The sequence below is a fragment of the Roseateles sp. P5_B10 genome (assembly GCF_056400485.1).
Window position 1 is genome coordinate 1 of record NZ_JBFULE010001020.1, and the last position, 1,643, is coordinate 1,643.

Genomic DNA, 1,643 nt, shown 5'->3' on the forward strand with positions numbered 1-1,643 from the left:
ACAACAGGTCTACCGTCTGCGCATCACGTCCCAGGGCAAGTTGATCCTGACCAAATAGCCCTCGCTCGTCATACCGCGCCAGCCAGCCGTCGCCCGCCCGCGCTTCTCCCCTGGAGACTCCCGAATGGCCGACACCTGCTGCGCTGTGCATGCCGCGCTCCCCTCCCTCACCGGCTCGCGCCGGCGCCGCCTGTGGGAGCTGGGCAGCCATGCCCACTGCCCCGTCATCGGCGTCTGCATGCCGCTGGAACGCGTGCGCATCCTGGCCAGGAAGCTACTGGTGCTGCAGGGCGACGAGGACGACTACACGCTGCATTGCAGCCTCGTCACTGCAGCCGCGCGCCGCAACGCGGTGTCCGAGTCGTTGCAAAAGGATCTGGAGCAGCGCTTCGCGCTCGACGTGCGCAACGCCGCCCAGGCCAAATGCCGCGAAAGCCTGATGAGCTGGTGGCGCAACCGCGCCGTCCAGGGCGAAATTGCCGGCGCGCTGTGGGCCACGCTGACGCACGCACGGTGCGACGAATGGCTGGAGATGCGCGTGCTGGGCCAGGTGCACATGCTGCAGCACCAGGTCGGCGCCGCGCAGCGCATGGACTTGGCTGCCCACCGTGAGCTGTCTGCCGAACATCAGGCGCTGGCGCGCGATTACGCAGAGGTGCAGCAGCGCGTGACTGGTTGGAGCCTGGAGCGCGCCCGCGAGCAGCAGGCCTGGGAGCAGGAGCGCATGCAGTTCCGCGCCACGCAGATCGGCCTGCAGACCCAACTCGCCCAGGCGCAGGAGCAACTGCAGCATTGGCAGGCCGCGCGCCCCGATCTGCCCGAACGCGAGGCCCTGCGCGAGCGCCTGGCCGAACAGTTGGAGCGCAACCTGGCGCTGCAACGCGAGGTCAGCCGACTCGCGTCGCGCACACCGACGGTGGCGGATGCCGCCGAACCCGCCGCCGCATGGGCCGAACAAGAGGTCCGCGTTGAGACCGTGAAGCTGGAGCACCGGGTCGTGCTCTGCGTCGGTGGCCGCAGCGGCAGCGTGCCCCAGTACCGTCAGGCCGTGGAGGGCTGCGGAGCGCAGTTTCTTCACCACGACGGCGGCAGCGAGCACAAGCCAGCCCAGCTGGAGCCCCAGCTCGCCGCGGCCGATCTCGTCATCTGCCAGACGGGTTGCATCAGCCATGACGCCTATTGGCGCGTGAAGGACCATTGCAAGCGGCACGGCAAGCGTTGCGTCTTCGTCGAGACGCCCAGCCGCAGCGCGTTTGAGCGCGCGCTGGCCCTGGCGGCGGCCGAAGAAGGGGCAAATACGGCGGTCTGAGGGGAAGCCCCCAGCGGGCGGGCAAACTGCCTGCCGCAAACTGCAATTGTTTGCAGCCGGAGACTGTCAATGCCCCCCGTCGCCTCGCCCCACCAGCTCGCGCGCCGCGCCATCGCCCTCGTCCTGGCCGGTGGCCGCGGCTCGCGGCTCAAGCAGTTGACTGATTCGCGCGCCAAGCCGGCCGTCTACTTCGGCGGCAAGTTCCGCATCATCGATTTCGCGCTGAGCAACTGTGTCAACAGCGGCATCCGTCGCATCGGCGTCGTCACGCAGTACAAGAGCCATTCGCTGCTGCGCCACATCCAGCGTGGCTGGAGCTTCCTGCGCGCCGAGC

Annotated in this window: 3 protein-coding genes; all 3 read left to right on the forward strand. The window is 68.8% G+C overall.

What is annotated here, in order from left to right; translation table 11 throughout:
- Positions 1-58 (forward strand): hemin uptake protein HemP (gene hemP / locus AC1DU6_RS30360; RefSeq protein WP_477861794.1); only part of this gene is annotated, 58 nt, incomplete at its 5' end.
- Between the two features lie 66 nt (positions 59-124).
- Positions 125-1,309, forward strand: a complete 1,185-nt coding sequence (locus tag AC1DU6_RS30365; protein WP_477861791.1) for a DUF2325 domain-containing protein — start codon at positions 125-127, stop codon at positions 1,307-1,309.
- A gap of 69 nt (positions 1,310-1,378) precedes the next feature.
- Positions 1,379-1,643, forward strand: a 265-nt coding sequence (locus tag AC1DU6_RS30370; protein WP_477861792.1) for a sugar phosphate nucleotidyltransferase, incomplete at its 3' end; no start/stop codon positions are given.

Excerpts from the sequence above, each read along its gene's own strand:
- AC1DU6_RS30365 (WP_477861791.1), top strand. The coding sequence starts at position 125 with ATGGCCGACACCTGCTGCGCTGTGCATGCCGCGCTCCCCTCCCTCACC.